The organism is Metapseudomonas boanensis (assembly GCF_042232855.1).
GTDB classification, from domain to species: domain Bacteria; phylum Pseudomonadota; class Gammaproteobacteria; order Pseudomonadales; family Pseudomonadaceae; genus Metapseudomonas; species Metapseudomonas boanensis.
In genome coordinates this window covers 2,174,277-2,199,528 of sequence record NZ_CP113889.1, presented here as the reverse complement: position 1 = coordinate 2,199,528, position 25,252 = coordinate 2,174,277, and the positions used below count along the sequence as shown (strand labels likewise).

The 25,252-nt window shown below is 62.2% G+C and carries 20 protein-coding genes; 10 read left to right on the top strand and 10 right to left on the bottom strand.

Going from position 1 to position 25,252, the window contains the following annotated elements; translation table 11 throughout:
• Positions 1 to 86: 86 nt before the first annotated feature.
• The gene (locus OXH74_RS10055) at positions 87 to 614 is read right to left on the bottom strand and encodes a fimbrial protein (protein WP_375741084.1); all 528 of its coding nucleotides are present in this window, start codon (positions 612 to 614) and stop codon (positions 87 to 89) included.
• 721 nt (positions 615 to 1,335) lie between these two features.
• Between OXH74_RS10055 and OXH74_RS10050 the strand changes: the two genes are divergently transcribed.
• From OXH74_RS10050 to OXH74_RS10030, 5 genes are all read left to right on the top strand, one after another.
• The gene (locus OXH74_RS10050; protein ID WP_375741083.1) at positions 1,336 to 1,920 is read left to right on the top strand and encodes a fimbrial protein; all 585 of its coding nucleotides are present in this window, start codon (positions 1,336 to 1,338) and stop codon (positions 1,918 to 1,920) included.
• A gap of 76 nt (positions 1,921 to 1,996) precedes the next feature.
• Positions 1,997 to 2,749, top strand: a complete 753-nt coding sequence (locus OXH74_RS10045) for a molecular chaperone (protein WP_375741082.1) — start codon at positions 1,997 to 1,999, stop codon at positions 2,747 to 2,749.
• A 228-nt stretch (positions 2,750 to 2,977) separates the two neighbouring features.
• Entirely contained in the window at positions 2,978 to 5,437 is a 2,460-nt protein-coding gene (locus tag OXH74_RS10040; protein ID WP_375741593.1) for a fimbria/pilus outer membrane usher protein, read from the top strand.
• A 434-nt stretch (positions 5,438 to 5,871) separates the two neighbouring features.
• Positions 5,872 to 6,498 (top strand): response regulator, encoded by a 627-nt coding sequence (locus OXH74_RS10035; protein ID WP_375741592.1) that lies wholly within the window; start codon positions 5,872 to 5,874, stop codon positions 6,496 to 6,498.
• Positions 6,499 to 6,994: 496 nt separating this feature from the next.
• A complete protein-coding gene (locus tag OXH74_RS10030) occupies positions 6,995 to 7,624 on the top strand; it encodes a response regulator (protein WP_375741081.1) in 630 nt (209 codons plus the stop codon).
• Between the two features lie 18 nt (positions 7,625 to 7,642).
• Here OXH74_RS10030 and OXH74_RS10025 read toward each other — a convergent pair whose 3' ends face one another.
• From OXH74_RS10025 to choX, 5 genes are all read right to left on the bottom strand, one after another.
• Positions 7,643 to 8,584 (bottom strand): alpha/beta hydrolase, encoded by a 942-nt coding sequence (locus OXH74_RS10025; RefSeq protein WP_375741080.1) that lies wholly within the window; start codon positions 8,582 to 8,584, stop codon positions 7,643 to 7,645.
• 37 nt (positions 8,585 to 8,621) lie between these two features.
• Positions 8,622 to 9,113, bottom strand: a complete 492-nt coding sequence (locus tag OXH74_RS10020; protein ID WP_375741079.1) for a thioesterase family protein — start codon at positions 9,111 to 9,113, stop codon at positions 8,622 to 8,624.
• A gap of 88 nt (positions 9,114 to 9,201) precedes the next feature.
• Positions 9,202 to 10,167, bottom strand: coding sequence for an L-carnitine dehydrogenase (locus tag OXH74_RS10015; protein ID WP_375741078.1), 966 nt, complete (start codon positions 10,165 to 10,167; stop codon positions 9,202 to 9,204).
• A 128-nt stretch (positions 10,168 to 10,295) separates the two neighbouring features.
• Complete coding sequence (locus OXH74_RS10010; protein WP_215381014.1) at positions 10,296 to 11,180, bottom strand: 3-keto-5-aminohexanoate cleavage protein; 885 nt, start codon at positions 11,178 to 11,180, stop codon at positions 10,296 to 10,298.
• A 69-nt stretch (positions 11,181 to 11,249) separates the two neighbouring features.
• Positions 11,250 to 12,188 carry a choline ABC transporter substrate-binding protein gene (gene choX, locus OXH74_RS10005; RefSeq protein ID WP_375741077.1) on the bottom strand — a complete coding sequence of 313 codons (939 nt, stop codon included), beginning with the start codon at positions 12,186 to 12,188 and terminating at the stop codon, positions 11,250 to 11,252.
• A gap of 221 nt (positions 12,189 to 12,409) precedes the next feature.
• On the opposite strand from choX, the gene OXH74_RS10000 reads away from it, so the two are divergent.
• Positions 12,410 to 13,378, top strand: coding sequence for a GlxA family transcriptional regulator (locus OXH74_RS10000; RefSeq protein WP_375741076.1), 969 nt, complete (start codon positions 12,410 to 12,412; stop codon positions 13,376 to 13,378).
• A gap of 288 nt (positions 13,379 to 13,666) precedes the next feature.
• On the opposite strand, the gene OXH74_RS09995 is transcribed toward OXH74_RS10000, so the two are convergent.
• From OXH74_RS09995 to OXH74_RS09980, 4 genes are read right to left on the bottom strand one after another with little or no spacing between them, the layout of a single operon-like run.
• Positions 13,667 to 13,891 carry a formate dehydrogenase subunit delta gene (locus OXH74_RS09995; protein WP_375741075.1) on the bottom strand — a complete coding sequence of 75 codons (225 nt, stop codon included), beginning with the start codon at positions 13,889 to 13,891 and terminating at the stop codon, positions 13,667 to 13,669.
• Positions 13,888 to 16,764 (bottom strand): formate dehydrogenase subunit alpha, encoded by a 2,877-nt coding sequence (fdhF, locus tag OXH74_RS09990; protein WP_375741074.1) that lies wholly within the window; start codon positions 16,762 to 16,764, stop codon positions 13,888 to 13,890. Before fdhF ends, OXH74_RS09995 begins: the two co-directional genes overlap by 4 nt.
• Positions 16,761 to 18,320 carry a formate dehydrogenase beta subunit gene (locus OXH74_RS09985; protein ID WP_375741073.1) on the bottom strand — a complete coding sequence of 520 codons (1,560 nt, stop codon included), beginning with the start codon at positions 18,318 to 18,320 and terminating at the stop codon, positions 16,761 to 16,763. The genes fdhF and OXH74_RS09985 overlap by 4 nt, the downstream gene beginning before the upstream one ends.
• A complete protein-coding gene (locus OXH74_RS09980; RefSeq protein WP_375741072.1) occupies positions 18,314 to 18,793 on the bottom strand; it encodes a formate dehydrogenase subunit gamma in 480 nt (159 codons plus the stop codon). The genes OXH74_RS09985 and OXH74_RS09980 overlap by 7 nt, the downstream gene beginning before the upstream one ends.
• A 577-nt stretch (positions 18,794 to 19,370) precedes the next feature.
• On the opposite strand from OXH74_RS09980, the gene OXH74_RS09975 reads away from it, so the two are divergent.
• From OXH74_RS09975 to dgcB, 4 genes are all read left to right on the top strand, one after another.
• Positions 19,371 to 20,348 carry a dipeptidase gene (locus OXH74_RS09975; RefSeq protein WP_215380993.1) on the top strand — a complete coding sequence of 326 codons (978 nt, stop codon included), beginning with the start codon at positions 19,371 to 19,373 and terminating at the stop codon, positions 20,346 to 20,348.
• A gap of 158 nt (positions 20,349 to 20,506) precedes the next feature.
• Complete coding sequence (locus tag OXH74_RS09970) at positions 20,507 to 21,037, top strand: 4-vinyl reductase (protein WP_215380991.1); 531 nt, start codon at positions 20,507 to 20,509, stop codon at positions 21,035 to 21,037.
• A gap of 15 nt (positions 21,038 to 21,052) precedes the next feature.
• The gene (dgcA, locus tag OXH74_RS09965; protein ID WP_215380988.1) at positions 21,053 to 23,113 is read left to right on the top strand and encodes a dimethylglycine demethylation protein DgcA; all 2,061 of its coding nucleotides are present in this window, start codon (positions 21,053 to 21,055) and stop codon (positions 23,111 to 23,113) included.
• A 157-nt stretch (positions 23,114 to 23,270) separates the two neighbouring features.
• Entirely contained in the window at positions 23,271 to 25,229 is a 1,959-nt protein-coding gene (gene dgcB / locus OXH74_RS09960) for a dimethylglycine demethylation protein DgcB (RefSeq protein ID WP_375741071.1), read from the top strand.
• Positions 25,230 to 25,252: the final 23 nt, after the last annotated feature.

Sequence of the window (25,252 nt, the reverse complement as noted above, 5' to 3'; positions counted from 1 at the left end):
AAAAACTATGTGTCAGAAGCACCTGACTGAACGTTCAGGCGCTTCTGGTCTGTCCATCTACGAGTGAGTTAGTTCGTGCTCGAGACTTACTCGTAGGCCAGTTTGAAGTTGGTGACAGCCTTGAACTCACCTGGGGTTACTGCCACATCCTTGGCAGTGGTGCCTTTCAGGCGGGCGCCGAACAACAGGGTGTTGTCTCCCGCAACCAGAGCGTGAGCCGGCAGGGCCTCGCCCAGCTTGACCTGTTGACTGCCCTTGGTGATGGCGATACCCGCGCCGCGTGCGGAGCCGGTGATGGCCAGCAGACTAGGATCAGCGGTGTCGATGTCGCCACCGAAGGTCACTTTGACCTTCTTGAGGGTGGCGGTATCGCACTCGCGCAGTTCGATGGTGAAGTCCTTGACTTCGGACATGCCATTATTGGCCAGTTGCTTGTTGGAGACCTGATCTATGCGGACGGTTTGATTGGCGCTTTCCGCATCCAGGGTGCAGGGGGCATCGATGATGGAACCTTCGAAGTTCACCTTTCCGCTACCCGCAGAAGCAGCATGTACGGCCACACTACCCACTGCCAGAGCGCCGAATACTGCCAGGGACAATTTTCTGATTTTCATGACCTTATCTATTCCTTTTAATTGCAGAATTTTCCTGAACGCGTAGACATATCCACCCATTGCACAACGGCGGAAGCAACGCGGGAAGGATGCTAACAAGATCACAAATTTGTTTTTCAAGAGCACATCTGACAGCAATGCAGGAAATTTCTCGCAGTGCTGAAGGAAACTTTCGACACCTTACCCAACAAGGAATGGCATGCGGTCATGCAGACAATATAAAGCAAACATCCACCCCGCTTTTGCAGAACAATGGACAATAGCCAAAGCAGAACACCAAGAGACAAAAAATTCTCCCGCCATCTCCAATACTCTTCCCTGAATAACAGAAACGACTGGAAGCACTCCGAACAGTGCACCCATATAATTCGACAGCACTCAAACTCCGGCAGTAGTCTGCTTCATTGCATATTCCTTGGTGCCCGCCAGAAGGTAGCTTTTCCAAACATCGACTCGTTGCACCGTCCGCCCCAGCACGGTTCCAAGCTCGAAACTCCCAGCAAGTCAGAACACCAACCACTGACCAGAAAACAGAAAGCAGAAAACAGAAAACCCCAACTACCCCGCAGACAATATGAGCTAACAAGAAATCGACTACTAAGGCGTCGGCCATTTCTTACAAGCCCTCAAAACCTCATCCGACATACCCAAAAACCATCGAAAGCTATCTTGACCCGGCATTTCGATGCAGCACTTTCCGCCAACACTTTTGGAGTTACAGATGAAACAGTTTTCCTTGGCGTTTTTGACCATGTCCATGCTTGCAGCCACCGGTTCCGCCTTCGCTGCTGACCCAGTTACCCCGACCAAGGCAGGTAGCGGCCAGATCAACTTCACCGGCGTGATCAACAATGACGCCTGCTCGGTTGAAGGCGCAGCCGGTAAAGAAAAAGCGATTGCCGTAGACATGGGCGCCGTGTCCATCAAAGACATGGGCACCGACACCGCTCCGAGCGGTGGCCGCCTGGCTGCCAATGACTTCAACCTCAAGGTCAACTGCAACCAAGGCACGAAGGTCTCCATGCTGTTTGACGCCAAAGCCGGATCCGGCGTGGTCGCTGGCAAGAAAGTCCTGGCCCTGAACGCAGGCACCGAGTCCGCGAAGAACGTCGGTATCGCCATCATGGATAGCAGTGGCGCCCTCATTGACCTGAGCGCACCGGCCACCGCCAAGATCCAGAGCGAGCTCAACGGTACTGACGCCACCCTGACCTTTGCCGCTGCCTACGTGACCACGGGCGACCCGAAGACCGCCACCGCAGGTAGCGGTAACGCAACCCTGCCGTTCACCCTGCAGTACGAGTAAGCAGGGCCCACGGTTCTCAAGATTGGCGAGGCCCAAGGGCCTCGCCACCTCGCTCTTGCTCCAAGTGGTAAAGCCTATGCTCCGTCGCACAATTTCAGCCTGCCTGGGCGCCTTGAGCCTGGCGCTGGCGGCCCAAGTTTCCGCAGGAGTCTCCCTCAACTCCACGCGCATCGTTTTCAACAGCACCGACAAGGAAGCCAGCATCACAGTTCGCAACGGCGGCCAACCGGCCCTGATCCAGTCCTGGATCGACAGCGCAGAGACGACAGACGCTCCTGCGCCGTTTGCCGTGACGCCACCCCTGGCCCGCATTCCGGCAAACGAGCAACAGCTGCTACGCCTCCTCTATGAAGGCAACGGCATGCCGACCGACCGCGAATCGGTCGTGTGGCTGAACGTCCAGGAAATTCCCCAGGCCGTCGACGGGCAGAACACCTTGCAACTGGCTGTGCGTCAGCGAATCAAGGTGTTCTTCCGACCAGCCAATCTTGCCGGAGAAGCCCGCCTGGCCCCTGAAGAGCTGCAGTGGAGGCTGGAACCCCAGGGGGGCAAGTCCGTGCTCAAGGTCAGGAACCCCAGCCGTTATCACGTTTCCATGGCGAACGTGACGCTGGGCAGCGCTGGTAAGGCGGACGTTGCAGTCGACTCCACTATGGTCGCCCCCGGCGAAGAGAAAGAGTTCACCGTCAGGCAACCCGCCTCCTCGAACGGTGTGGAGCTCACATTCTCCAGCATCAATGACTACGGGGCACAGGTCCCCTACGCCGTAAAGCTCACGACTGGTAGCTCCGTTGGCGCAACAGCCAAGCGGTCCAACCGAGCTTCGTAACAAGCCCAACCCGACTCTCAATTTCACCCCTGGCGGGCACTCGATGCCCTGCGCAGCGCATTTCTTTCAGGGGGGGTGATCCAGGTTCCTCGCAGGCATTGAGAAATGAGCAACAAACCCAGTCACTCCACTGGACGGAGCGAGCGGACATCGGCTGAAAACCATCAGCCATTGCCCCCCGGCCGTCCCAACCGGCTCGCGCTGGCGATCACCCTCGCGCTGCCCGCCATGGTGTTCGGCGCAGAAACCCCGGTGCTTCAGCCAGCCGATGAGGCACAGGTCGAGTCATTCAACACCACCTTCCTGAAGGGTGCCCCGTCGTCGGTGGACCTGCAGCTGCTGCTGCGCGAGAACAGCGTCCTGCCTGGCAACTATCGGGTTGACCTCTACAGCAACCAGGTGATCGTCGGCCGTCGCGACGTCGACTTCGTGCGCAATCCGCAAACCGGCATCGTCGAGGCCTGCCTGACCTACGACCTGCTTCACTTGCTGGGCATCGACATGGCCAAGCTCATTGAGCAGGGCAAGTTGCGCCCAGAGGCACCCGAGACCTGCTACGACCTGCCCACGCTGATCGACCAGGCCACGCTGCGCTACGACTCCACCCGCTTGCGCCTGCTCGCCAGCATTCCGCAAGTAGCCATGGCCCGGGGTATGCGTGGCTACGTCGATCCGGCACTGTGGGACAGCGGCGTTACAGCCGCGTTCATCAACTACCAGTTCAACACCTACCGGAACCGGGACGATTTTGGGCGGCAGGTTTCCAACAACCTGGGCCTGCGCAATGGTATCAACCTGGGCGCCTGGCGCCTGCGCAACGAATCCAACTACAGCACCGGTACCGGCCGCCCGAGCAAGTTCACCAGCAACCGCACCTACCTGCAGCATGACGTGACATCACTGCAGGGGCAGCTCAGCGCCGGCGAAATCTACTCCGACGCCGACCTGTTCGACAGCGTGCGTTACCGCGGGGTCAAGCTGGCATCCGACGAGGGCATGAAGGCTGATAGCGAGCGCGGCTATGCACCGGTAATCCGTGGCGTTGCGGAGACCAATGCCACCGTGGAGATCCGCCAGAACGACTATATCCTCTACTCGACGACGGTTCCCCCGGGCCCATTCGAGATCAGCGACATCTACCCCACTGGGTCCAACGGCGACCTTGAGGTGACCATCATCGAAGCAGATGGCCGCCGTCGCGTGAGCAAGCAGGCCTTCTCAAGCCTGCCGACGATGGTGCGTGAAGGCCAGGTGAAGTACAGCGTTTCGGCGGGCGAATTCAACAGCAACAGTGACGGCCTGGAAACGCCGAAGTTCGTCAGCGGCACAGTGGCTTACGGCGTGAGCAGCAATCTGACGGGCATCGCGGGCGCGCAGGTAACCCAGGATTTCAATGCAGTATCGCTCGGGGCGGGACGGAACACGTCGATCGGTGCCTTCTCGGTTGACATGACCCACTCGTCGAGCCGGGTGAAGGGCCTCTCCGCGCAGGGCAGCAGCTTGCGTGCACTGTATGCCAAGACCTTCACCGGCACAGATACGAGCTTCACCCTGGCCGCCTATCGCTACTCCACCGAGGGTTATCGGACGCTCTCGGACCATGTACTGGAACTCAGCGAAGGCGTCCAGTCCCAGGGTAGCCGCTCGAAAATCCGAACCGACCTGACAGTCAACCAGACGCTTGGTGAGCGTAAGTACGGCAACCTTTACATCAACGCCAGCGACGAGCGCTACTGGAACCGGGGAGGGTCGCGCAGCCTCTCCGCCGGCTATTCCAATGGTTGGCGGGATGTCAGCTACAGCTTCAGCGTGACCCAGACCAAGGACATTGGCAGCACGCGCTCGTCGAACGACGACACACAGGTCAACCTCTCCGTGTCCTTCCCGCTGGGGTCGAGGCCGCGAGCGCCCAGGGCGTACCTGACCACCACCAGCCAGAAGCACAGCGACAATACCCAGGTCGGCGTGAACGGCTACCTGTCCGAGGACAGCGATACGTCTTATTCGCTTCAGGGCGGAAACAGCAGCAACAGTGGCAATTCCGCCTCCGCCAGCCTGAACAGCCGCACTTCCATCGCGGATATCACACTGGGCTACAGCAAGGGCCGCGACTACACCTCGGAGAGCCTCAACGTGTCCGGCTCCCTGGTGGCCCACGGTGGCGGTATCAACCTGGGCCAGCCTGTGGGGGAAACCTTCACCCTGGTCGAAGTGCCCGATATCTCGGGCGTGGGCATCAGCAACTACACCGGTGTAAGCACCGGCTACAACGGCTACGCGGTGGTGCCCAACGCCCAGCCCTACCGTGTCAACTGGATTACCCTGGACACGCGCAATCTCGGTGGCGACATCGAAATCGAAAACGCTACCCAGCAGGTAGTGCCACGCCGAGGAGCAGTGGTGCTGGCCCGTTACGCCGGGAAGAAGGGTCGCCGGGTCCAGTTCGAGTTGCTCGACGATCAAGGAAAGCCCATTCCGTTCGGAGCCTCGCTTGAGGATTCCGACGGCAAACAACTTGCGATCTCCGACCCGAGCGGACGAGCGCTGGCATTGGTGGAAAAAGACGAGTCCACAGTGGTCATTAAATGGGAGTCCAAGCAATGCATGGCCAGCTATGCGCTTGCGCCACAAGACAAGACGATCAACTACGAACGCTACCGCCTAGCCTGTCGTCCTGAAGCCAATTGATCCGGTGGGCTGGGCTCGGACCTCGGGCCCGTTGCCCGTACCGAACATATTCACCTTTCCGTCAACCCATAAAGCGCCTTCATCCATAGGTCGGCTTGTAGGCCCCGCTCGCCATCGACGTGGGTGCAAGCCCAGCTTCAGATCTTCTTTCTCATGACCCCGAACACGGGCTGCGGAGTGCGAGCACTCCGAACTGCGTGGCCGAGTTGCCTACTGCCGGGGTGCAAAGAGCCGTCCTGACAGCATGAGCCGAAGTCAAGCTGGCTACGGGCAGGACAAGCACCGAACGCCTACAGAAGATTCCTTCAATCCATTCAGGAGTTGTTCAGCATTCCTACGTTAGCGTAAGCATCGCAACCTATCGGCGAGTCATGGGCCTGGCCATACGAGGTCTGGATCGCCTCTGGAGATTACTCAAATGGAGTGAAATGGATATGTGCAAAGTCTTGTTGATCGATGATCAGCCCATGAGTCGACTGGCGGTAAGCGTGCTACTGGAGCAAGAAGGCATCGAAGTTGTTGGTGAGGCTGACAACGGCGTAAGCGGCATTAGCCTCGCCCGCTCATTGGAGCCGGAGCTTGTTGTTCTGGATATTTCCCTGCCCAAGCTGGATGGCTTGGAAGTGCTTGCCCGACTTCGCCAGTCCTTGGGTGAGTGCAAATTGCTGGTTCTGACATCCTTGCCGGCCAGCCTTTACGCAAGTCGCTGCCTGAAAGCCGGCGCGAATGGCTTCCTGTCAAAACAGGAGGGGCTCGAGAACATGCGGGTGGCGATCAAGTCCGTTATTTCAGGCTACAGCTTGTTTCCCGGCGAGGCTCATGCTTCCAGAGCGCAACAATTGCGCCGGGAACCAGGGACAGGGCTGGATGACCTCTCAGACCGGGAGTTGGCGGTGCTGAGGAAACTGGCCAACGGCAAGAACAACAAAGAGATCGCCGAGCAGCTGTTCATCAGCCACAAGACCGTGAGCACCTACAAGTCGCGACTGATGGAGAAACTGAATACCCGGCGTCTGGTCGATCTCATCGATTTCGCTCGGCAAAACGAGCTTTGCGCCTGATGTCGGATTGCTGTGCCACCCAGCGTGCCTCGCCCGTCTGCTGCGGAAAAGGCATTGCAGGTGGCCATCGGGTGATGTGAAAACAGCTAACTGGAGCAACTCAACTGTGCGTAGATCCAGTTCACACGATAGAACTCAATTTGCCGTAGGAATTTTCCTAAACACGCAAGTGTATAGCTGCCAAACAATATACTGACCGCCCTACACGCCAAGTAGCCGCTCCCTGAAGCGGGCCTTCAGTACATATGCACCTCAGAATTCCAATTCGAGCCGGCAACGTGTCCAGAATCTTCTGACGAATAGGCATGGAAATATCTGACCGAGCGCCTGCGATGCACTTGTTTGAAACTCTAGAAGTTCATTTGTACCAGACGTAGTTCTGCACTGATTCAATGGCGAAAGCCGACTCACAAAACATTCAAGGCAGTTGATTCCGAAAGCGAGAGCTACCGCCAACGCGCCTACTTGTGAAACAAAGTGAAGGAGCACCAAGGAGATGAGTAAGATCCTGCTTATCGACGATCAGCCGATGATCCGTTTTGCCACGCACGTGTTGCTGGAGCGCGAAGGATTCGAGATCGTCGGCGAGACCGAGAATGGCGTCGAAGGACTGAGCCTGGCTCGTTCCCTGAAACCTGACCTGGTGATCCTCGACATCGCGGTTCCGAAACTGGACGGTCTGGAGGTGATCAGCCGCCTGAGTGCCCAGAACCCAGACGCCAGGTTACTGGTCCTCACCTCTTTACCGGCGGCGCTGTATGCCAACCGCTGTCTGCAGTCCGGTGCGACTGGCTATATTTCAAAGCAGGAACAGGCCATCAGCCTCGTTTCGGCGGTCAAGTCCGTGCTATCGGGCTACAGTCTGTTTCCGAGCAGCGTTAACCTCCCAACCACCCCGGAATCGGGACAGACAGGTGACACTCAACTGCTCGACTCCCTCTCGGACCGCGAGTTGGCGGTGCTGCAAAACCTTGCCAATGGCAAGAACAACAAGCAGATCGCCGAGCAGCTGTTCATCAGCCACAAGACTGTGAGCACTTACAAGTCCAGGCTCATGGACAAACTCAAGACGCGTAACCTGGTCGACCTGATCGACTTCGCCCGGCGCTACGCGCTGATCAGTTGATGCCCACGCTCGTCGTCGTCAAGCCTCTGGAAGCCGCATGGCCCTGCGCAGCCAGTCGAGCAACCGGTAATACAATCGGTCCACTTCCGTAATCTGACCCTGGCCCCGCAGGCAGCCATGGACTAGCCCGAGACCTGGGTCGAATTCGACCTGTACGCCATCCTGAGCAAGCCGTCCTGCATAGCGGGCGCCATCGTCGCGCAAGGGGTCGAACTCCGCGACCGTGACGAAAGCTGGTGGCAGCTCCGAAAAGTGGCTGGCGGCCAGCGGCAAGGCAAGCGGAGACTCGCGCGAACGCGAGTCCGGCAAGTAGCACTCTAGACAGGCCTGGAGATCCGCCAGACTCAGCAATGGGGCGTCGGCGCACTCCAGATGGGATGGCAGCGGCTCCGGGCTCAAGGCCGGATAAATCAATGCCTGAGCGCAGGGCAGTGCCTGGCCCGCATCCCGCAAGGTCAGGCAAAGCGCTGCGGCAAGGTTGCCCCCAGCACTATCTCCTGCCACCGCCAGGCGGTCAGGATCGAGCCTGATTCCCGCCGCCCCCTCACTCAGCGCCCGCCAGGCCTGCAAGCAGTCGTCCAGCGCAGCGGGAAATGGATGTTCAGGCGCCAATCGATAATCGATGGCCACCACTGCGACAGGCAGGTGATCGGCAAGGTAAGCGCAGATGAAATCGTGGGAATCGAGATCACCCAGCATCCAGCCGCCACCGTGGATGAACATCAGGCAGGGCCATCCGCCAGTTGGCGCCGGCAGCAGGGATTGGTAGAGACGCGCGGGCACGCCACCCAGATCGAGCTCAGTGACTTCGAGTCCAATCGGGCGCTCGGGAGTGAAAGCTCGGCACAGCGCGCGATAGGCCGCACGCTGATCAGCCAGCGTCGGCCCCTGCGGCGTGAAGGTGTCACTGGCAGCGACGAAGGCGGCCATGGCAGGCGACAGGGGGTACTCGCGAGGCATGTGGTTCTCCAGAACAGCGTCGAGCCGTGGAGCGGCCCTAGCCATGATGACGGACGGGTAGCGCGATCACTCGTCCGACATGAGCCGGTGTCGGCAGTTGAGCGTGGGCGTCGGCGAGTTGGCGGATGCGTTCAGCAACGCCTTCCGCAAAGGACGCAGAACGCGTTTGCCGGGTGTCGATATTCATCAGCATTTGTTCGCTGGCGGCCAATTCCGTGCTCACGCCTGGGTAATGCAAGCTGTGGTGGATATGCAGACGCTTGCCGTCATGGGCGAGCAACTGGGTACGCACCTCCACCTCGGCGCCGAGCTTGACCTCGTCCAGGTAATTGAGGTGGCACTCCAGTGTGTAGAGGGTATGGCCGGTGATCTCGCGCCCTTGGGCGTCCAGGCCGATCTGATCCATCAGGGCATCGGTGGCGTAGCTGAAGATCAGCAAGTAGAAGGCATCGCGAAGGTGCCCGTTATAGTCCACCCATTCGGGGAGGATGGCGGTGCGGTAAGTGGTAAGGGGTTGCGGGGTGGTCATGCAATCGCTCCGGGTAAGGCGCCCTCTCCCCAACCCTCTCCCGTATGCGGGAGAGGGGCTGGAACGGAGTGGGATCGATGCTTGGAGGTTAGTCGGCAAAGGCAAAGCCGTGTTGTGCCTTGGTGTCCTTGATCGCGCCGAGCACGGCGAGCAGGCAGTCGTCGCGATAGCGCTCCAGCTCGGCGATGCTTCGCGAGCCCTGCTGTTCGGAGGTGCCCTCCACGACACGGTCGATCAGCGTCTCGGTGAGTTCCGGCGCAGGCAGATAGGTCCAGGGCAGTTGCAGGGCCGGGCCGAACTGGGCCATGAAGTGACGCATGCCGGCATTGCCGCCCGCCAGGGTGTAGGTGAGGAAGGTGCCCATGAAGGACCAGCGCAGACCGGCGCCAAAGCGAATCGCATCGTCGATCTCACCGGTGCTCGCCACCCCATCGTTGACCAGGTGAAGGGCCTCGCGCCAGAGCGCTTCGAGCAGGCGGTCGGCGATGAAGCCGGGTACCTCCTTGCGCACATGCAGCGGGCGCATGCCCAGCGATTCGTAAATCTTGATGGCCGCTTGCACAGCCTCAGGAGCGGTCTTCTTCCCGCCTACCACTTCCACCAGCGGCAACAGGTAAACCGGGTTGAAGGGATGCCCGACGACGCAACGCTCGGGGTGCACGGCATCGCCGTAGAACTCGCTGGGCAGCAGGCCCGAGGTGCTGGAACCGATGATCACGTTGGAGCGCGCGGCTGCGCTGATTTTCGCGTGCAAATCGAGCTTCAGGTCGAGGCGTTCCGGCGCGCTCTCCTGGATGAAATCGGCATCCCGGACACACTCCTCAATGGTATCCACGAAGCGCAGGCGATCCTGCGAGGCACCGGGCGCCAGCCCCTGCTTCTGCAGGGCCGGCCAGGCATTGGCGATGCGCGCGCGCAGCGCTGCCTCAGCCCCGGGCGCCGGGTCCCAGGCGATGACGTCGAGGCCGTGGGCCAGGGCGCGGGCAATCCAGCCACTGCCGATGACGCCACTGCCGAGGGCAGCGAAGGTTTTGATCTGGGTGACGAAGGTCATAGTGGCTCCTGGAACTGGCAAAACGAATCGGGTATGCGGGTGGAGCAGTCCGTAGGAGCGAGCTTGCTCGCGAATGACACTCCCAAGAGCTTCGCGAGCAAGCTCGCTCCTACGTGGTGTACGAAAAATCAGCGGCGCTTGAGGTTCATCTTTTCGCGGCCTTCGGCAGGGGTCAGGGCACGGCCGCCGAGGCGCTGGATGATCTCGACAGCCCGCTCCACCAGTTGGCCATTGCTGGCGTGCACGCCGCGATCCAGCCAGATGTTGTCCTCCAGCCCTACCCGCACGTTGCCGCCAAGCAGCATGGCCTGGGCGACCATTGGCATCTGCATGCGACCAATGCCGAAACCGGCCCAGGTGCAGCCTGCCGGGAGGTTGTCGGCCATGGCTTTCATGGTGGTGGTGTCCGCCGGAGCGCCCCAAGGGATACCCAGGCAGATCTGGAACAGCGGATCGTCGAGCAGTCCTTCCTTCAGCATCTGTTTGGCGAACCAGAGGTGGCCGGTGTCGAAGATTTCCAGCTCGGCCTTCACTCCAAGCTCGGTGATGCGTTTGGCGCCGGCGCGTAGCTGCGCCGGGGTGGAAACGTAGATGAAGTCGCCGTCGCCGAAGTTCAGGGTGCCGCAGTCCAGGGTGCAGATTTCCGGCAGCAGCTCCTCGACATGGGCCAGGCGCTCCAGTGGGCCGACCAGGTCGGTGCCTGTGCCGAACTCCAGGGGCTGTTCGCCCTTGCCGATCTCCAGATCACCGCCCATCCCGGCGGTGAGATTGATGATGACGTCGGTGTCGCTCTCACGAATGCGCTCCACCAGTTCGCGGTACAGCGCTACGTCACGGCTCGGTTTGCCGGTTTTGGGGTCACGCACATGGCAGTGGGCAACGGTAGCGCCGGCCTTGGCGGCCTCGATGGCGGCAGCAGCGATCTCTTTCGGGGTGACCGGGATGGCCGGGTGCTTGCCGACGGTATCGCCGGCGCCGGTGACGGCACAGGTGACGATGACTTCGTAGTTCACGGTTACGGTTTCCTTCTTACAGACGAGCGAGGGCCGTGCACGGTGAACCGTGCGCAGCAGGTTCGGGTATCACTTGAGGGCGGTGAGTACGCTGTCGGCGCCGTTCTTGCCGTCGAAGGTGGTCACGCCTTCGAGCAACCGACGCATTTCTGCAGGGTTGTCTTTCAGCCACTGACGAGCAACGTCCTTGGCGTCCTTGTGGGCCATGATCGGCTCCATCAGCGCGCTCTCCTGCTCAGTGGTGAAGGTCAGGTTGCTGAGCAGGCGATTGACGTTCGGGCAGCGCTCGGCGAAATCCGGCGCGGTGACGGTTGAGACCGACGCGGAGCCCTCGTTGGGGCCGAAGACATCCTGGCTGCCGGTCAGGTAGGTAAGCTTCATCTGGAGGTTCATCGGATGGGGTTTCCAGCCGACGAATACCACCGGCTCATTGCGCTTCACCGCCCGGCCAACTGCCGCCAGCATGGCCGCCTCGCTGGACTCCACCAACTGGAAGTCGCCGAGGCCGAACTGGTTGCTGTCGATCATTTTCTTGATGTTGGCATTGGCGCCGGTGCCGGGCTCGATGCCGTAGATCTTGCCGCCCAGTTGGTCCTTGAATTTGGCGATGTCAGCGAAGGTCTTCAGCCCCTGCTCCGCGGCATAGGCAGGCACCGCCAGGGTAGCGATGGCGTCGGGCAGGCTGGGGCGCTCGAGCACCTTGACCTGGCCCTTGTCGAGGAATGGCTTGATGTTGCTATCCATCGCCGGCTTCCAATAGCCGAGGAAGAAGTCGATCTGCTTCTTGTCGATGCCGGCGAAGATGATCTGCTGCGAAGCGGTGATCTGGGAGGTCTTGTAGCCGAGCCCATCGAGCAGGGTGGCCGCCACCGCGGTGGTGGCGACGACATCCGTCCAGCCAACTACCCCGATGCGGGCCTGCTGGCAACTGGCTGGCTCGGCGGCGAACAGCGACGAACTGAACAGGGTGAGAACACAGCAACCGGCGAATGCGTTGAGACGTTTCATTGATGCTCCCCTACTGCCTTACGGTTTTATCGTTGTAATTGCAGAGGCCGGGAGGCCCCTTCCGTTGTTCAGGTTTTACTGGACCCGATGGCGTCACCTTACGCAGCGCCGAAATCGCCAAATCGAACTAAAACGACTATCTGTTGAACAGAAGCGACCACTTTTCTTGCAGCCTCCGCACGGCTGTTTTTAAGTGGCTAATCGCAACGCGGATCGCTGCTATGCCCCAAACGTTCTGCTTCCTCCTGCTACCCGGATTTTCCATGATGGGCCTGATGTCGGCCGTGGAGCCGCTGCGGGTGGCCAACCGATTCCGCGGTGACCTCTATCGCTGGCGCCTGCTGAGCCTGGACGGCGGCCCCGTGCAGGGTAGCAACGGCATATCGCTGAACGTGGACGGTGGCCTGGATACGCCGCTGGAGGGCGACTGCCTGTTCGTGGTGGCCGGCTTCGAACCGCTGGTCAGCTTCGACAGCCGACTTGCGCACTGGCTGCACCGCGCCGAGCGTCAGGGATTGCTACTGGGCGGTATCGACACGGGGAGCTTCGTGCTGGCCGAAGCCGGCCTCTTCGGCAAGCAGCGGCTGACCCTGCACTGGGAGGCGATAGACGCGTTCCAGGAACGCTATCCCACTCTCTGCATCACCCAGGAGCTTTTCGAAATCGATGGCCGACGCATCACCAGCGCCGGCGGCACCGCCAGCCTCGACCTGATGCTGACGCTGATCGGCCGCAGCCACGGGGAGGCGCTGGCCTTGCAGGTATCCGAGCAGTTCGTGCTCAGCCGCATCCGTACCCAGCAGGACCACCAGCGCATGCAGGTCGCCAGTCGCTACAACGTCCATAACAAGAAGCTGGTGCAGGTCATCGGTGAGATGGAACGACACAGTGAGACGCCGCTGGGCTCACGAGAGCTGGCCGAGCTGATCCACGTCACACCCCGCCAACTGGAGCGGCTGTTCCGCCTGCACCTGAACGAGACGCCGTCGAACTTCTACCTCGGCTTGCGCCTGGACAAGGCCCGCCAGCTCCTGCGGCAGTCCGAGCTGAGCGTGCAGGAGATTGCGCTGGCCTGTGGCTTTGAGTCGTCGTCGTATTTTTCCCGGAGTTACCGGGCGCGCTTTGCTACCAGCCCGAGTCAGGATCGACATGAGCATCCGGATCAGGAACTGGGCCATCGGATCAGTTGAGCAGGGTCCTCGGGAAGCGATTCCAATCACCATTGAATTCGCTCTGCCCCTGTCAGGCATTGCACGGCATGCACCTCTTGTAGGAGCGAGCTTGCTCGCGAAAAGGTCCGATTCGCGAGCAAGCTCGCTCCTACAGGGTTCTCCGTCCGAATCGCGAGCAAGAACTCGGCGTCCCCCGCGCCTACAACACTCTCAGCCCGGCTGCTGATGACTGGCAACAGCCAATGCCGACAGAGCCAGTGGGTTCGCTCCCGCTATAGAAGCAGGGCACCTTCAGCCGAAACGACCTCAGGCCGTCACCCGCCCCGATTCAGTCAGCGCCGCCTGCACCAGCGGGTGCAGGTGCTCACCACGGTGTTCGACCTGCCAGGCCATCAGCTCGATACGCATCGCCGGCGTCCAGAATTGCTGCAAGTGCTGGCGCACGCCGCGCACGGCCTGTTCCTTGTCCGGCTCGGTGGCGAAGTACTGGGCGATCTGGTTCGCCATCTTGATCAGATTATCGATGCTCATCGGCGTGCCTCGGCTTTCTCGGTCTTGCGGCGTTCCTTGAGCAGGCGCCGTTGTTCGTCACTGAACTCCTGATAGCGCTTTTGCCATTCGGAGGGCTGGTAGACCCGCGAAACCTCCACCGCCGTCACCTTGTATTCCGGGCAGTTAGTGGCCCAGTCGGAGTTGTCGGTGGTGATCACGTTGGCGCCGGACTCGGGGAAGTGGAACGTGGTGTAGACCACCCCTGGTGCCACCCGCTCGGAGACCTTCGCGCGCAGCACTGTCTGCCCCGCGCGGCTGCCCACGCCGACCCAATCGCCGTCGACGATGCCGCGGCTTTCTGCGTCGGTCGGGTGGATCTCCAGACGGTCCTCCTCGTGCCAGGCAACGTTGTCGGTACGCCGCGTCTGGGCGCCGACGTTGTACTGGCTGAGGATCCGCCCGGTGGTCAGCAACAGCGGATAACGGCTGTTGACCTTCTCCTCGGTGGGCACGTAGCCGGTAAGCATGAAGCGCCCCTTGCCGCGCACGAACTGGTCGATGTGCATGGTCGGTGTGCCATCCGGTGAAGCGTCGTTGCACGGCCACTGCAGGCTGCCGTGGCGATCCAGCTCGGCATAGCTGACCCTGGTGAAAGTCGGGGTCAGGCGGGCAATCTCATCCATGATCTCCGACGGATGCTTGTAGTCCATTCGATAGCCCAGGGCATTGGCCAGGGCAATGGTGGCTTCCCAGTCGGCCTTGCCACCCAGCGGGTCCATGACCTTGCGCACGCGGGAGATGCGGCGCTCGGCGTTGGTGAAGGTGCCGTCCTTCTCGAGGAAGGAGCTGCCCGGCAGGAAGACGTGGGCGAACTTGGCGGTCTCGTTGAGGAAGATGTCCTGCACCACCACGCACTCCATCGCCGACAGGGCGGCCGTGACGTGCTGGGTATTGGGGTCGCTCTGGGCGATGTCCTCGCCCTGGCAGTAAAGCGCCCTGAAGGTACCATCCAGTGCTGCCTCGAACATGTTGGGAATACGCAAGCCCGGGTCGGGTTGCAGGGTCACGCCCCAGGCCTGTTCGAACTGGGTGCGGACCTGCTCGTTGGACACATGGCGGTATCCCGGCAGTTCATGGGGGAAGGAACCCATGTCGCAGGAACCCTGCACGTTGTTCTGACCACGCAGCGGGTTCACGCCAACGCCTTCGCGGCCGATGTTGCCGGTGGCCATGGCCAGGTTGGCGATGCCCATTACGGCGGTGCTGCCCTGGCTATGCTCGGTGACCCCCAGACCGTAGTAGATGGCTGCGTTGCCGCCGGTGGCGTAAAGCCGTGCCGCTGCGCGGATCTGCTCGGCAGGGACGCCGCAAACGTCGCCCAGCACTTGCGGGGCATTCTCCGGACGACTGACGAATTCCCGCCAGCGAGCGAAGTCCGCTGACTCGCAGCGCGCGTCGATGAAGGGTTGGTTCAGCAGGTTCTCGGTGACGATCACATGGGCCAGCGCATTGAGCATGGCCACGTTGGTGCCCGGGCGCAGCGCCAGATGGAAGTCGGCACGGGCGTGCGGAGAATCCACCAGGTCGATGCGCCGCGGGTCGATGACGATCAACCGAGCACCCTGGCGCAGACGACGCTTGAGCTGGGAAGCGAACACCGGGTGGGCGTCGCTGGGGTTGGCTCCGATGACCAGGATGACGTCGGCCTGCATCACCGAGTCAAAGCTCTGGGTACCGGCAGACTCGCCGAGGGTCTGTTTCAGGCCGTAGCCGGTGGGCGAGTGGCAAACGCGTGCGCAGGTATCGACGTTGTTGTTGCCGAAGGCAGCCCGCACCAGCTTCTGCACCAGGTAGGTTTCCTCGTTGGTGCAACGGCTGGAAGTAATGCCACCGATGGAATCGCGCCCGTACTTGAGCTGGATGCGGCGGAACTCGCTGGCCGCGTAGTTCACCGCCTCGTCCCAGCTGACTTCCTGCCATGGGTCGTCGATGTGCTTGCGGATCATGGGTTTGGTGATGCGATCCGGGTGCGTGGCGTAACCCCAGGCGAAGCGCCCTTTCACGCAGGAGTGGCCGTGGTTGGCTTGGCCGTTCTTGTCCGGGACCATGCGCACGACCTGATCGCCCTTGAGCTCGGCGCGGAACGAGCAGCCCACGCCGCAATAGGCGCACGTAGTGATGACGCTGCGCTCCGGCTGGCCCATTTCGATCACGCTCTTTTCCATCAGCGTGGCGGTGGGACAGGCCTGTACGCAGGCGCCGCAGGAAACGCATTCGGAGTTGAGGAAGTCCTCGCCACCGGCCGCACTGACCCGCGACTCGAAGCCGCGACCGGTAATGGTCAGAGCGAAGGTGCCCTGGGTTTCCTCGCAAGCGCGTACACAGCGGTTGCAGACGATGCACTTGCTCGGCTCGTAGTCGAAGTACGGATTGGACTGGTCCTTCTGCTCGTCCAGGTGATTGGCACCGTCGTAGCCGTAGCGCACCTCGCGCAGGCCGACCTGGCCGGCGACGGTCTGCAGCTCGCAGTTGCCGTTGGCCGAGCAGGTCAGGCAGTCGAGCGGGTGGTCGGAGATGTACAGCTCCATCACGTTGCGGCGCAGAGTCGCCAGCTTGGGCGTCTGGGTATGCACCACCATGCCTTCGCTGACCGGCGTGGTGCAGGAGGCCGGGTAACCGCGCATGCCGTCGATCTCCACCAGGCACATGCGGCAGGAGCCAAAGGCCTCCAGACTGTCGGTGGCGCACAGTTTGGGAATGGTGGTGCCGAGCAGGGCAGCGGCGCGCATCACCGAGGTACCGGCGGGCACGGTAATTTCGCGGCCATCGATGCTCAGGCTGACCTGCACCTCGCTCTCGCGTGCGGGTGTGCCGAGGTCGATGTCGCTGGCAGGGTCGAAGATGTTGATCATTGGTCGGCCTCCGTGGTCTCAAGACCGAAGTCGGCGGGGAAATGCTTCAAGGCACTGGCCACCGGATAGGACGTCATTCCGCCCAAGGCGCAGAGCGAGCCGTATGTCAGGGTGTCGCAAAGGTCCTTGAGCAGGATCACCTGCTCCTGTCGCTCGGCCTGGCTGGGCGCCGCCAGCAGGCGGTCGACCACCTCCACCCCACGGGTGGAGCCGATGCGGCATGGCGTGCATTTACCGCAGGATTCCTCGGCACAGAATTGCAGTGCAAAGCGCGCCATGTGCGCCATATCCAGGCTGTCGTCGGCCACCACTACGCCACCGTGGCCGAGCATCGCGCCCATGGCTGCGAAGGCCTCGTAATCCAGCGGCGTATCGAATTGCGACGGAGGTACCCAGGCGCCCAACGGGCCGCCCACCTGAGCGGCCTTCAGCGGGCGGCCACTGGCGGTACCGCCACCGTATTCTTCCACCAGCTCACGCAGGGTGAGGCCGAAGGCACGCTCCACCAGGCCGCCGTGGCGGATGTTTCCGGCGAGCTGGAAGGGCATGGTGCCCAGCGAGCGGCCCATGCCGAAATCACGATAGAACTGCGCGCCACGGGCGAGGATGACCGGCACCGAAGCCAGGGTCAGCACGTTGTGCACCAGCGTCGGCAGGCCGAACAGGCCTTGCAGCGCCGGCAGCGGTGGCTTGGCACGAACGACGCCGCGCTTGCCTTCCAGCGAGTCCAGCAATGCAGTTTCTTCACCGCAGATGTAGGCGCCAGCCCCGACCCGGACTTCCAGGTCGAAGGTGCGGCCGCTACCGGCGACGTTCACGCCCAGATACCCGGCAGCGCGGGCGATATCCAGCGCAGCGCGCAGCGTCTCGACCGACTGCGGGTATTCGGAGCGCACGTAGATGTAGCCCATGGTGGCGCCGACAGCGAGGCCGGCGATGGCCATACCCTCGATCAGCAGGAAGGGGTCGCCCTCCATCAGCATGCGGTCGGCGAAGGTACCGGAGTCGCCTTCGTCCGCGTTACACACCACGTACTTCTGCTCGGCCTGGGCCTCGCGCACGGTGCGCCACTTGATGCCCGCCGGGAATGCCGCGCCGCCGCGGCCACGCAGGCCGGATTCCAGCACGCTGGCGACGATCGCTTCACCGCTGCTTTCGACGGCCTTAGCCAGACCCTCGAAGCCGCCCTGGGCGCGGTAGTCCTCAAGCGACAGCGGCCGGGTAATACCGGCGCGGGCAAACAACAGGCGTTGCTGACTCTTCAGATAAGGCAACTGCTCGACCAGCCCCAGCGCCAGCGGATGCGCGGCGGCATCACCCTGCAGGGCATCGAGCAACACCGGCACGTCCTCGGGTGCAACCGGGCCAAAGCCCAGGCGGCCCTCAGACGTCTCCAGCTCCACCAGTGGCTCCAGCCAATACAGACCGCGAGAGCTGGTACGGCGCAGATCCAGCGACAACTGGCGACGCTCGGCCTCGCGCACCAGGGCGACGGCTACGTCGTCTGCGCCAACGGCGCGGGCGACCGAATCACAAGGAACGCACAGCGTCAGCATGACCGATCCTCCAGGCAGCGGTTGAGCAGCTCATCCAGCTTGGTGGCATCGACCCGTGCATGCAGGCGACCATCCAGCTCCAGCGCCGGTGAACAGGCGCAGGCGCCCAAGCAATAGACCGGACGCAGACTGACTTGTCCGTCCGGAGAGGTGCCGTGGTCATCGAGGTTCAGTCGTTCACGCAACTGCGCCGCCAGTTGGCCTGCCCCGCGACTCTGGCACGACTCGGCGTGGCACAGGCGCAGGGTATGCCGGGCAGGCGGCGTGGTGCGGAAGTCATGATAGAAGGTGATCACCCCACGCACCTCGGCCAGGCTGAGGTTGAGGGCATGGGCGATCTCGGGGACGGCGGCATCGGGGATATATCCGACGCCCTGTTGAATATCGTGAAGGATCGGCAGCAGGGCACCAGGAGTGCCCTTCAGTTTCTCCAGCACGTTGCGAACGATCTGCAACTGCAGGTCATCAGGCATGACTGCGTTCCTCGTAAGGACAGGACGAAGCAGGTCCAAGCCTGCTCGTCCAGAAATCGTCGGCTACGGTGGCCCTGCCACGCACGGTCTCGTGGCTGTTGCTGGCCGCCGGCCATGCACCCCGGCTGGGCATCTTCGGCCCGGCGCAGTCATGGCCGCACCTGCTCGGGGCATGCAGGGCAGCTTGCCATTGCCGCCAGTGCGCAGTTGCACGCGAGCGACCCGCCCGATTCTGATACCGACGCCGGACGATCAATAGGGCGAAGCAATCCCCCTATCGACAGTGTAGAAGTCCAGCACCCATCAGGCTTCGCCAATGATCAGTCGTCCGACCGCAGCATCTCGCCGCCGACGCCACCCCTCTGACTCACCACCGTTCGAGAATAGCCGCCCCATATAGAGAAAGAACAATTGATCCGGCGCCCCGTTGTCGCAGGCATACCCAAACACGACGCACGCTTGACGCTTTCGGCAATACCCCGGTCGCTTTTGCGCGATAGTGCCGAGGCCCCCGGGGATATGCTCCCCCCAAAGCGCCGGCAGAAGGTTCGGCGCATGAATAACAGGGGACAGCCTGATGAGCCCAGCCGAACTGCACGCCGACAGCATCGTTATCGATGGCCTGATCATCGCCAAATGGAACCGTGAACTTTTCGAGGACATGCGCAAGGGCGGCCTGACCGCAGCCAACTGCACCGTGTCCGTCTGGGAAGGGTTCCAGGCCACGGTGAACAACATCACCGCCAGCAACAAGCTGATCCGCGAGAACAGCGACCTGGTGATCCCGGTGCGCACCACCGCCGACATCCGCAAGGCCAAGGAGCAGGGCAAGACCGGCATCCTCTACGGCTTCCAGAACGCCCATGCGTTCGAAGACCAGATCGGCTACGTCGAGGTATTCAAGCAGCTCGGCGTGGGCATCGTGCAGATGTGCTACAACACCCAGAACCTCGTCGGCACCGGTTGCTACGAGCGCGATGGCGGGCTGTCCGGCTTCGGCCGCGAGATCGTCGCCGAGATGAACCGCGTCGGCATCATGTGCGACCTCTCCCACGTCGGCTCCAAGACCAGCGAAGAGGTCATCCTCGAATCCAAGAAGCCGGTCTGCTACTCGCACTGCCTGCCCTCCGGCCTGAAAGAACACCCGCGCAACAAGTCCGACGAAGAACTGAAGTTCATCGCCGACCACGGCGGTTTCGTTGGCGTGACCATGTTCGCGCCCTTCCTCGCCAAGGGCATCGACTCGACCATCGACGACTACGCCGAGGCCATCGAGTACGTGATGAACATCGTCGGTGAAGACGCCATCGGCATCGGTACCGACTTTACCCAGGGCCATGACAAGGAATTCTTCGAGTGGCTGACCCATGACAAGGGTTACGCGCGCCGCCTGACCAACTTCGGCAAGATCGTCAACCCGCTGGGCATCCGCACCGTCGGCGAATTCCCCAACCTCACAGAGACCCTGCTCAAGCGCGGCATGCCTGAGCGTGTGGTGCGCAAGGTGATGGGCGAAAACTGGGTACGTGTACTGAAGGACGTCTGGGGCGAATAACCGCTCCCTCCCCTCTCCCTTTGGGAGAGGGGCCGGGGGTGAGGGATATCGAATCCCGCTCGCAACCCCATCAACCCTCACCCCAACCCTCTCCCAGAGGGAGAGGGGGTTAAAGCGGCCCGCAGCCGGGCCTAATCGAATTCCGGAGCTTGAACAACATGGCCAAACACGCCCCCGAACTGCCCATCGAAGTTGACAGCGAAACCGGTGTCTGGACTACCGACGCCCTGCCCATGCTGTATGTACCGCGCCACTTCTTCGTCAACAATCACATGGGTATCGAGGCCGAACTCGGCGCCGAGCGCTATGCCGAGATCCTCTACAAGGCCGGTTACAAGTCCGCCTGGCACTGGTGCGAGAAGGAAGCCGAATGCCACGGCCTGGAAGGCGTCGCGGTGTTCGAGCACTACATGAAGCGCCTGTCGCAGCGCGGCTGGGGCCTGTTCCAGATCGAGCAGATCGACCTCGACAAGGGCACTGCCCAGGTGCGCCTGAAGCACTCCGCCTTCGTCTACGTCTACGGCAAGGTTGGCCGCAAGGTCGACTACATGTTCACCGGCTGGTTCGCCGGCGCCATGGACCAGATTCTGCAGGCCCGCGGCAGCAGCATCCGTACCGTGGCCGAGCAGGTCTACAGCGGTTCGGAAGAAGGCCACGACGACGGCCTGTTCATCGTCAAACCACTCTGAGGCGAGGACGAGAAGATGGCATTCGAAGCTATGTTCCAGCCGATCCAGATCGGCAAACTCACCATCCGCAACCGTGTGCTCTCCACTGCTCACGCCGAGGTCTATGCGACCGACGGCGGCATGACCACCGAACGCTATGTGAAGTACTACGAAGAGAAGGCCAAGGGCGGCATCGGCCTGGCCATCTGTGGCGGCTCCTCGGTGGTCGCCATCGACAGCCCGCAGGAGTGGTGGAGCTCGGTGAACCTGTCCACCGACCGCATCATTCCGCACTTCCAGAATCTGGCCGACGCCATGCACAAGCACGGCGCCAAGATCATGATCCAGATTACCCACATGGGCCGCCGCTCGCGCTGGGACGGTTTCAACTGGCCAACCCTGATGTCGCCCTCCGGCGTCCGCGAGCCGGTACACCGCGCCACTTGCAAGACCATCGAGGAAGAAGAAATCTGGCGCGTGATCGGCAACTACGCCCAGGCTGCACGCCGTGCCAAGGCCGGCGGCCTGGACGGCGTCGAGCTGTCTGCCGTGCACCAACACATGATCGACCAGTTCTGGAGCCCGCGCGTCAACAAGCGGACAGACGAATGGGGTGGTACCTTCGAGAAGCGCATGCGCTTCGGCCTCGAAGTGCTCAAGGCCGTACGCGCCGAAGTGGGCGACGACTTCTGCGTTGGCATGCGCATCTGCGGTGACGAATTCCACCCGGACGGCCTGTCCCACGAGGACATGAAGCAGATCGCCAAGTACTACAGCGACACCGGCATGCTCGACTTCCTCGGCGTCGTCGGTTCCGGTTGCGACACCCACAACACGCTGGCCAACGTGATCCCGAACATGAGCTTCCCGCCGGAGCCCTTCCTGCACCTGGCGGCCGGCATCAAGGAAGTGGTCAACGTCCCGGTGCTGCATGCGCAGAACATCAAGGACCCGAACCAGGCCACCCGCATCCTTGAAGGCGGCTACGTGGACATGGTCGGCATGACCCGCGCACACATCGCCGACCCGCACCTGATCGCCAAGATCAAGATGGGCCAGGTGGACCAGATCAAGCAGTGTGTCGGCGCCAACTACTGCATCGACCGTCAGTACCAGGGCCTGGACGTGCTGTGCATCCAGAACGCCGCCACCTCCCGTGAATACATGGGCGTGCCGCACATCATCGAGAAGACCACCGGCGTGAAGCGCAAGGTGGTAGTCGTCGGCGGTGGCCCGGCGGGTATGGAGGCCGCCCGCGTGGCAGCCGAGCGTGGCCACGACGTGACCCTGTTCGAGAAGAAGGACCAACTCGGCGGCCAGATCACCATCGCCTCCAAAGCACCGCAGCGTGACCAGATCGCCGGCATCACCCGCTGGTACCAGCTGGAGCTGGCACGCCTGGGCATCGACTTGCGCCTGGGCACTGCGGCTGATCCGGACACCATCCTCGACCTGCGTCCGGACATCGTCGTCCTGGCCAACGGCGGCCACCCGTTCCTCGAGCAGAACGAGCATTGGGGCGCAGCCGAAGGGCTGGTGGTCAGCAGCTGGGACATCCTCAATGGCACCGTCGCGCCAGGCAAGAACGTGCTGGTCTACGACACCATCTGCGAGTTCAGCGGTATGTCTGCCGCAGACTTCCTGGCCGACAAGGGTGCCCAGGTGGAGATCGTCACTGACGATATCAAGCCTGGCATCGCCATTGGTGGTACGTCCTTCCCGACCTACTACCGCAGCATGTACCCGAAGGAAGTGATCATGACCGGCGACCTGATGCTGGAAAAGGTCTACCGCGAGGGTGACAAACTGGTGGCCGTCCTGGAGAACGAATACACCGGCGCCAAGGAAGAGCGCGTGGTCGACCAGGTGGTCATCGAGAACGGCGTACGCCCGGACGAGAGCCTGTACTACGCACTCAAACAAGGTTCGCGCAACAAGGGTCAGATCGACGTCGAAGCGCTGTTCGCCATCAAACCGCAGCCCTGCCTGAGCCAGCCCGGCGACGGCTACCTGCTGTTCCGTATCGGCGACTGCGTGGCCCAGCGCAACACCCACGCGGCGATCTACGACGCTCTGCGTCTGTGCAAAGACTTCTAAGCCTGTCTCCCCCTCTCCCTGAAGGAGAGGGGTTGGAGGTGAGGGGTGGCGAGGGCCGGCACGGACTCCCAGTGACGCAAAGCCCCTCGCCCCTACCCTCTCCCTGAGGGAGAGGGAGCCATACGTGCCGCTTTCAGGTCCCGGTAGGAGACCAACAATGCTGAACACCATTCTCCCCATCCTGCTCTTTGCCGCCCTCGCACTCGCCGTGCTGGGTGCTGCCAAGCGCTTCCTCATGTGGCGCCGGGGTCGACCGTCGAAGGTCGATTGGATCGGCGGCCTCATGGCGATGCCGCGCCGTTACCTGGTGGACCTCCACCACGTGGTCGAGCGCGACAAGTACATGTCCAAGACCCACGTGGCGACGGCAGGCGGCTTCGTCCTGTCCGCCGTGCTGGCCATCGTCGTGCACGGCTTCGGCCTGCAGAGCCGAATCCTCGGCTTCGCCCTGCTGGCGGCCACGGTGCTGATGTTCGTCGGCGCCCTGTTCGTCGCCAAGCGTCGGCGCAACCCGCCTTCACGCCTGTCGAAAGGCCCCTGGATGCGCCTGCCGAAAAGCCTGCTGATGTTCTCCGCAAGCTTCTTCATCGCCACCCTGCCAGTCGCCGGCATCCTGCCGGAAGGCTTCGGCGGCTGGTTCCTCGCAGGCCTCCTGGCTATTGGCGTGGCCTGGGGGGTGTCCGAACTGTTCCTCGGCATGACCTGGGGCGGGCCGATGAAGCACGCCTTCGCCGGTGCCCTGCACCTGGCCTGGCACCGCCGCGCCGAGCGCTTTGGTGGTGGCCGCTCCACCGGCCTCAAGGCGCTTGACCTAGCCGATCCTCAAGCCCCGCTGGGCGTGGAGAAACCCACCGATTTCACCTGGAACCAACTGCTCGGTTTCGACGCCTGCGTGCAGTGCGGCAAGTGCGAGGCCGTGTGCCCGGCCTTCGCTGCCGGCCAGCCGCTGAACCCGAAGAAGCTGATTCAGGACATGGTCATTGGTCTCGCCGGTGGCGACGACGCCAAGTTCGCCGGCAGCCCCTATCCGGGCATCCCGCTGGGCGAACACGCCGGCGGCCCGCACCAGCCCATCGTGGTTCAGGGCGGCAAAGGCCTGGTGGAAGCGGAGACCCTCTGGTCCTGCACCACCTGCCGGGCCTGTGTCGAAGAGTGCCCGATGATGATCGAGCACGTCGATGCCATCGTCGACATGCGTCGTCACCTGACCCTGGAGAAAGGCGCTACCCCGAACAAGGGCGCTGAAGTGCTGGAAAACCTGATCGCCACTGACAACCCCGGCGGTTTCGCCCCTGGCGGCCGGATGAACTGGGCGGCAGACCTGAACCTACCGCTGATGAGCGAAAAGAAACAAGCCGACGTGCTGTTCTGGGTGGGCGACGGTGCCTTCGACATGCGCAACCAGCGCACCCTGCGCGCCTTTGTAAAAGTCCTGAAGGCTGCCAACGTCGACTTTGCCGTGCTCGGCCTGGAAGAGCGCGATAGCGGTGACGTGGCCCGGCGCCTGGGCGACGAGGCGACCTTCCAGCTACTGGCCAAGCGCAACATTGCCACGCTGAACCAGTACCGCTTCAAGAAGATCGTGTCCTGCGACCCGCACAGCTTCCATGTGCTGAAGAATGAATACGGCGCCCTCGGCGGCCAGTACGACGTGAAGCACCACAGCACCTTCATCAACGAACTGGTGCAGGGCGGCACGCTGAACCTTGGCCAGCACAAGGGCGGCAGCGTCACCTACCACGACCCGTGCTACCTCGGCCGCTACAACGGCGAGTACGAAGCTCCGCGCGCTGTGCTCAAGGCCATCGGCATCGAGGTCAAGGAGATGGAACGTTCCGGCTTCCGTTCGCGCTGCTGCGGCGGTGGCGGCGGGGCGCCGATCACCGACATCCCCGGCAAGCAGCGGATTCCGGACATGCGCATGGGTGACATCAAGGAAACCGGCGCAGAACTGGTGGCCGTGGGCTGCCCACAGTGCACCGCGATGCTTGAAGGCGTGGTCGCGCCACGTCCGGAGATCAAGGACATCGCCGAACTGGTGGCGGATGTACTGATCGAGGCACCGGTTGAAGCAAAAAAGCCGTCAGCAGCTAAAGCTGCCGTGGAGGTGGCGTGATGAACACCTTGACCTCCCCTCTC

What these genes read in the sequence shown, in the direction of transcription:
- OXH74_RS10055 (WP_375741084.1), bottom strand. Translation starts at nt 614, where the DNA reads ATGAAAATCAGAAAATTGTCCCTGGCAGTATTCGGCGCTCTGGCAGTG.
- OXH74_RS10050 (WP_375741083.1), top strand. Translation starts at nt 1,336, where the DNA reads ATGAAACAGTTTTCCTTGGCGTTTTTGACCATGTCCATGCTTGCAGCC.
- OXH74_RS10045 (WP_375741082.1), top strand. Translation starts at nt 1,997, where the DNA reads ATGCTCCGTCGCACAATTTCAGCCTGCCTGGGCGCCTTGAGCCTGGCG.
- OXH74_RS10040 (WP_375741593.1), top strand. Translation starts at nt 2,978, where the DNA reads ATGGTGTTCGGCGCAGAAACCCCGGTGCTTCAGCCAGCCGATGAGGCA.
- OXH74_RS10035 (WP_375741592.1), top strand. Translation starts at nt 5,872, where the DNA reads ATGTGCAAAGTCTTGTTGATCGATGATCAGCCCATGAGTCGACTGGCG.
- OXH74_RS10030 (WP_375741081.1), top strand. Translation starts at nt 6,995, where the DNA reads ATGAGTAAGATCCTGCTTATCGACGATCAGCCGATGATCCGTTTTGCC.
- OXH74_RS10025 (WP_375741080.1), bottom strand. Translation starts at nt 8,584, where the DNA reads ATGCCTCGCGAGTACCCCCTGTCGCCTGCCATGGCCGCCTTCGTCGCT.
- OXH74_RS10020 (WP_375741079.1), bottom strand. Translation starts at nt 9,113, where the DNA reads ATGACCACCCCGCAACCCCTTACCACTTACCGCACCGCCATCCTCCCC.
- OXH74_RS10015 (WP_375741078.1), bottom strand. Translation starts at nt 10,167, where the DNA reads ATGACCTTCGTCACCCAGATCAAAACCTTCGCTGCCCTCGGCAGTGGC.
- choX (WP_375741077.1), bottom strand. Translation starts at nt 12,188, where the DNA reads ATGAAACGTCTCAACGCATTCGCCGGTTGCTGTGTTCTCACCCTGTTC.
- OXH74_RS10000 (WP_375741076.1), top strand. Translation starts at nt 12,410, where the DNA reads ATGCCCCAAACGTTCTGCTTCCTCCTGCTACCCGGATTTTCCATGATG.
- OXH74_RS09995 (WP_375741075.1), bottom strand. Translation starts at nt 13,891, where the DNA reads ATGAGCATCGATAATCTGATCAAGATGGCGAACCAGATCGCCCAGTAC.
- fdhF (WP_375741074.1), bottom strand. Translation starts at nt 16,764, where the DNA reads ATGATCAACATCTTCGACCCTGCCAGCGACATCGACCTCGGCACACCC.
- OXH74_RS09985 (WP_375741073.1), bottom strand. Translation starts at nt 18,320, where the DNA reads ATGCTGACGCTGTGCGTTCCTTGTGATTCGGTCGCCCGCGCCGTTGGC.
- OXH74_RS09980 (WP_375741072.1), bottom strand. Translation starts at nt 18,793, where the DNA reads ATGCCTGATGACCTGCAGTTGCAGATCGTTCGCAACGTGCTGGAGAAA.
- OXH74_RS09975 (WP_215380993.1), top strand. Translation starts at nt 19,371, where the DNA reads ATGAGCCCAGCCGAACTGCACGCCGACAGCATCGTTATCGATGGCCTG.
- OXH74_RS09970 (WP_215380991.1), top strand. Translation starts at nt 20,507, where the DNA reads ATGGCCAAACACGCCCCCGAACTGCCCATCGAAGTTGACAGCGAAACC.
- dgcA (WP_215380988.1), top strand. Translation starts at nt 21,053, where the DNA reads ATGGCATTCGAAGCTATGTTCCAGCCGATCCAGATCGGCAAACTCACC.
- dgcB (WP_375741071.1), top strand. Translation starts at nt 23,271, where the DNA reads ATGCTGAACACCATTCTCCCCATCCTGCTCTTTGCCGCCCTCGCACTC.